The following is a 6,147-nucleotide window of genomic DNA, read 5'->3' as shown; positions in this document are numbered from 1 at the left end:
ACCATTGGTGGTATAGGCGCAATAGCTTCAACAAAGGTTTATATACGTTTAAAGAAAACCACAGCCGCAGGTACATACTCCGGAAATATTGTATTAAGCAGTACGGGCGCTTCTGATGTGAACGTGGCAATGCAGGCAAGCACTGTTAATGCGGCGCAGATAAATATTTACGTTTACGGCAGCAAAGTATATGGGGGAACTTTAAATGATTTTGTTGCCACAACTTCCAATTTTGATTTTAGTATTATCAACGCAGGTTTAAAGAATGGAGAAACGGTAAGTTCATTAGATATTTCTTTTACCGGAGGAAATACCACTATTGCCCCGGTTGGGGTATATAACAATGCTATTCTTACTTCAAATATTACAGGCGCAAATGGTTTTTTATTAAGCAATTACATCGTTACCTACCAAACGGGTACCTTAACGGTAACACCGGCAATGCTAACTATTACCGCTAATAATGTGAGTAAAGCTTTCGGGAACACGCTTACTGGCGGGGCCGGTTCAACCGCTTTTACAATAACAGGGCTGCAAAATCTGGAAACTATTAGCAGTTTAACTTTAACTTACGGCAATGGTGCGGTAGCAAATGCTGCAATAGGTATTTATAATGGGTCGGTAGTGCCATCTGCCGCGGTGGGCGGTAATGGATTTTTAGCAAGTAACTATACTATTAATTATGTGCCCGGAAATATCACTGTAAATGCAGCCGGGCCATCTATAACGGCCTCGGGAACTTTGCAGCCGCTTACAACGATTTATGGCACCCCGTCTTCATCAACCAGCATTACGGTTTCCGGTTCAGCCCTAACAAGCGGAATTGTGATTACGCCACCAGCAGGTTTTGAAGTAAGTACTGACAACCTTACTTTCGGTAATACGGTGACGGTTGGTTCATCAGGTACGGTTCCCCCAATTCCTGTTTATATCCGGTTAAAACAAACCACATTTGTTGGCAGTTATTCGGGAAATATTAGTTTAAAAAGCCCGGGTGCAGCCGACGTTAACCAGATAATGCCTGTCAGTACCGTAACCCCCGCACCATTATTGATCACAGCAAATAGTATAGTTAAAATATATGGCAATACATTAACAGGCGCCCCAGGTTCAACAACGTTTATAGTAAATGGACTTAAAAATGCTGAAACAGTAGGTGCTGTTACTATTGTTTATGGTGCGGCCGCTGGTGCTAATGCTAATACAGGTACCTATAATGTTTCGGTTATACCATCGGCCGCCGCCGGAGGAACGTTCGCCCCTGGTAATTATACTATAACTTACCAGGCAGGAAATATAACCGTAACACCGGCATCGTTAACTGCTACGGCCGATAGTAAAAGTAAAATTTATGGAGATGTTAATCCGGTGCTAACAATAAGCTATACAGGTTTTGTTAATAGCGATGGTATAGCACAGCTAACCACGCAACCTGCGGCCGTAACTACAGCCACACAAGCATCGCCTGTAGGACAATATCCTATAATTGTAAGCGATGGCAGTGCATCTAACTATACCTTCGGTTATGTTGATGGTATACTTACAGTTAACCAGGTTCCATCGGCTATTATAAATATCCCCAATACCTTTACACCTAATGGTGACGGTATAAATGATACCTGGAATATAAATAATTTAAATACCTATTCTAATGTTACGGTTGAGATATTGAACCGTTATGGTACCCGCGTTTATTTTTCTAATAATTATTCTGTGCCCTGGGACGGAAAATATAATGGAGCTAATGTACCCGCCGGCACCTACTATTACGTTATAACAGGGGTCAATAATAAACCCTTAACAGGCTATGTGGCAGTAATACGCTGATTTTTATCTTGGTTATTGTTTGGCTAAAATAATTAGTACTTTTACATCCATGTATGCAATTGTAGATATTGAGACCACGGGGGGGCATGCCAGCGCAAACGGTATAACCGAAATTGCCATTTGTTTACATGATGGTAAAAAAGTAACTAAGCGCTTTAGTACCCTTGTAAATCCCCGCAGGGACATACCTATTTACATACGCGCCCTAACCGGCATTACCAACGAAATGGTAGCCGAAGCGCCGCCTTTCGAAGATGTAGCCGCCGATATTTACCACTTACTGCATGGCAAAATCTTTATTGCCCACAACGTTAATTTCGATTACTCATTTGTGCGCTATCACTTGGCAGCCGCGGGATACGATCTGCAAAGCAATAAGCTATGTACCGTAAGGCTGGGCCGCAAAATATTACCGGGACTGCCGTCATACAGCTTGGGTAAACTATGCAGGCATTTAGGTATTGATAACGAAAGCCGCCACCGCGCCATGGGCGATGCCGAGGCCACAGCCGAACTATTTAGCCTGCTGCTGCGCAACGATAAGGACGACCATATTAAGCAGGCGCTAAAGGTAAATTCCAAAGAGCAGGTATTGCCGCCGAATCTGCCTAAAAAAACAGTACAGGAATTACCGGTTACGCCGGGCGTATATTATTTTCATGACGCTAAAGGCAAAGTGATCTATATAGGCAAAGCCAAAAATATTAAGAAAAGGGTAAGCAGCCATTTTACCGGTAATAATCCCGGCCTGCAACGGCAGGAGTTTATGCGTAATATCCACCAGATAACGCACCAGGTTTGCGGTACCGAGTTAATTGCTTTTGTACTGGAAGCGGTAGAGATTAAACGCCTTTGGCCAAAATATAACCGATCACTAAAACGCTTTGAGCATGCCTATGGGTTATATATGTTTGAAGATCAGCGCGGTTATATGCGTTTAGCTGTTGATAAGCATAGAAAATATACCGGAGCAATATATACCTGTAATTCCATGCTGGAGGGCCGCAATATACTGAACCAACTGATAGACACCTTTGAGCTTTGCCCCAAGCTTTGCTTCATCCCAAATAATACCGAACCCTGCATAGGCACCGCTAAAGAACAATGCGCCTGCACAGGTGCAGAGAGTGTTGATACCTACAATGCAAAAGTAAACCTCGCCCTTGCCGAATTAAATAAAGCCTTGCCCACCTTCGCTATACGCGATGATGGCCGTACCGATGATGAGCATAGCTGTATCCTGGTAGAGAAGGGAAAATTTTACGGCATGGGGTATATCTCGCAATACTTTGATGTAGAGAGCTTACAACAACTTAAAAACTATATTACACCATATCCGGGTAACGATTATATTAAAAATTTGGTGGCTAATTATGCCGATAAGTTTCCACAGCGCAAGGTTGTGTTTGCATAGTTAAGAAGACTTTTCTCCGCAGTCTGTGTCCTCACAGAGTGCTTTAAATAGATAATGGTCTGTGAGGACACAGACCATGAAGTTTAACGCCCTGTTGTCGAACAAAGTGAGAAATGATATTAAATAATATTGGCCTTCTCCAACTCAACCTGCATTTGTTGTTGCATACTAAATGCCTCGGCACGAGCGGCATCGGCAAAGTCCTCGCCGTTACTGGCGTATATTATAGACCGGGACGCGTTTACCAGTAACCCGCAATCTTTATTCATTCCGTATTTGCAAACATCAGTTAAACTGCCGCCTTGCGCGCCTATGCCGGGTACCAATAAAAAGTTGTCGGGGGCGTATTTGCGTATGTCGGTAAACTCGGTGCTTTTTGTGGCGCCTACTACATACATTATTCTATCGGCACCTGCCCAGGTATTGGCTTTTTTAATTACGGCTTCGTATAAATAGCCTTCATTGGTTTCCAGGTATTGAAAATCTTTACTGCCTACTGATGATGTCAGCGCCAATATAATTACCCATTTACCATCATATTTTAAGTAGGGCGTAACACTGTCATTGCCCATGTATGGCGTAACGGTTATAGCGTCAAAGCTCATGCCTGAGGTTGCTTCATCAAAAAAAGCGCGGGCGTATTTGTCAGATGTATTGCCTATATCGCCGCGTTTGGCATCAATTATATTCAAGCAATCGGTAGGTAAATATTTCCAGGTGGCTATCAGGCTTTGCAATCCCTTAATGCCATAACTCTCATAAAAAGCCGAGTTAGGTTTATAAGCCACACAAAGATCCTTAGTAGCATCAATAATGCGCTTGTTAAACTCTAGGATAGGGTCGGGGTATTGTTTTAAAAATTCGGGGATCTTATCAATATCGGTATCCAACCCTACACATAGAAATGATTTTTTTTGTTTTATCTGGTCTATAAGTTGCTGGCGAGTGATCATTGATGTTGGCGGTAAGTTTTTTAATGCTCAAAAAAACTAAAAATTAGCTTAAGTGTTGGATTATTAAAGATATTTTTTTTAAAAGTTTGTTTTTATAAAATAATTGAGTAGAATTGCAGTGTTATCCTTTGAATTTTTCTTGCACTAAAGAAACATTTTTAAAATTCCACGTTAATTATTTCAATAAGCTACCTGGGTTTAAACATTTCAAACAAGCTGCAATAAATTTCTTTCATAAAACAATCTGAGTTAATATATTTAAGACTACGAATAACTATCGTAATAAAAAACCCCTTTTGAACCCATAATTTATATTATGTCTGATACGACCGAATTGAACGACAAACTCGTTTCTGAGTTGCGCGAAATTGCTAAAAGTTTAGGTATTGCTGATGCTGACTCTCTAAGAAAGCCCGAGCTAATAACCAACATTGTACAAATGCAACAGCTAATTGAAGCTGCAAGAGCACAACAACAAACCGTAGAAAATAACTACGCCCCTATAGACGCACCCGTCAAAGAAGAAACCGGCGAAAAGAAAACACGTAACAGAATACGTGTTGTAAAAAATACTAACCAACCCCGTATTGAGGTTCCGTTAGATGATACCAACTTATTTGATTTGCAGGACGATGAGCCGCAGATTGACGAGGAGCAAAACGAAGATATAGCTTCGGTAGAAGCGATTGGCGAAACACCTGAACAGGAAGGTGAAATTGCCGCGAGTACATCTGCCGATCCGGCTGCCGAAAGCCGCCCTCAAAAATTTGAGCGCCGTGTACAACAGCAAAAAAACCAGGAACCGGCTATTAATTTAGATTTTGACAATGTTATTGTAAACGAAGGTGTACTGGAAATTATGCCTGACGGATACGGTTTCCTGCGCTCATCTGATTATAACTATTTAACTTCTCCGGATGATATTTACGTATCGCAATCGCAAATAAAACTATTCGGCCTTAAAACTGGCGATACTGTACGTGGAAGCATACGCCCGCCAAAAGAAGGCGAGAAATATTTCCCGTTGGTACGTGTTGAAGCCATTAACGGCCGGATCCCTGCCGAGGTGCGTGACCGGGTTCCTTTTGATCACTTAACGCCGCTTTTCCCGTCAGAAAAATTAAGCTTGTTTACAGATCAGGGCAATTACTCAACCCGTATTATGGACTTGTTCTCGCCGATAGGTAAAGGGCAGCGTGGTTTAATTGTGGCGCAGCCTAAAACGGGTAAAACCATGTTATTAAAGGATGTGGCTAATGCTATCGCTAAAAACCACCCGGAAGTTTACCTCATCATTTTATTGATTGATGAGCGCCCTGAAGAGGTTACCGACATGGCCCGCAGCGTACGCGCCGAAGTTGTTTCGTCAACATTTGATGAGCCTGCAGAGCGTCACGTAAAAATTGCCAACATTGTTTTAGAAAAAGCTAAACGTATGGTTGAGTGCGGTCATGACGTAGTTATCCTGTTGGATTCTATCACCCGTTTGGCTCGTGCCTATAATACCGTAGCCCCGGCATCTGGTAAAATATTATCGGGTGGTGTTGATGCTAACGCGTTGCACAAACCAAAACGCTTTTTTGGCGCGGCCCGTAACATTGAGGATGGCGGTTCATTAACCATTATTGCTACAGCATTAACAGAAACCGGATCGAAAATGGACGAGGTTATATTTGAAGAGTTTAAAGGTACCGGTAACATGGAGTTACAGTTGGATAGAAAACTATCAAACAAACGTGTATTCCCTGCTATTGATATTACTGCTTCAAGTACCCGTAGAGACGATTTGTTATTAGATAAAGAAACCCTGCAACGTATTTGGATACTGCGTAACCACTTAGCAGATATGAACTCTATAGAGGCAATGGAATTCTTACAAAGCCAGATAAGAGGTACAAAAACTAACGAGGAATTCTTAATATCAATGAATTCTTAATAATTTTGGTTTGTTAT

4 protein-coding genes are annotated in these 6,147 nt (G+C 41.9%); 3 read left to right on the top strand and 1 reads right to left on the bottom strand.

The features are described 5' to 3' along the window. Together JWQ34_RS14470 and JWQ34_RS14465 are read left to right on the top strand one after the other, a co-directional pair. Positions 1 to 1,827: MBG domain-containing protein (locus JWQ34_RS14470; RefSeq protein WP_299358241.1), on the top strand; the 1,827-nt coding region annotated here is incomplete at its 5' end. A 19-nt stretch (positions 1,828 to 1,846) separates the two neighbouring features. Beyond that, complete coding sequence (locus JWQ34_RS14465) at positions 1,847 to 3,241, top strand: exonuclease domain-containing protein (RefSeq protein WP_367278624.1); 1,395 nt, start codon at positions 1,847 to 1,849, stop codon at positions 3,239 to 3,241. A 119-nt stretch (positions 3,242 to 3,360) separates the two neighbouring features. On the opposite strand, the gene pyrF is transcribed toward JWQ34_RS14465, so the two are convergent. Continuing rightward, positions 3,361 to 4,191, bottom strand: coding sequence for an orotidine-5'-phosphate decarboxylase (pyrF, locus tag JWQ34_RS14460; RefSeq protein ID WP_299358245.1), 831 nt, complete (start codon positions 4,189 to 4,191; stop codon positions 3,361 to 3,363). 319 nt (positions 4,192 to 4,510) lie between these two features. Here pyrF and rho point away from each other — a divergent pair, with 319 nt between their 5' ends. Further along, positions 4,511 to 6,130, top strand: coding sequence for a transcription termination factor Rho (gene rho / locus JWQ34_RS14455; RefSeq protein ID WP_299358239.1), 1,620 nt, complete (start codon positions 4,511 to 4,513; stop codon positions 6,128 to 6,130). Positions 6,131 to 6,147: the final 17 nt, after the last annotated feature.

Origin of the sequence: Mucilaginibacter sp. (assembly GCF_028288185.1) — a bacterium.
In the GTDB taxonomy this organism is placed as follows: Bacteria; Bacteroidota; Bacteroidia; order Sphingobacteriales; family Sphingobacteriaceae; genus Mucilaginibacter.
The sequence above is the reverse complement of the archived record's forward strand: the minus strand, read 5'-3'. Positions and strand labels throughout refer to the sequence as shown.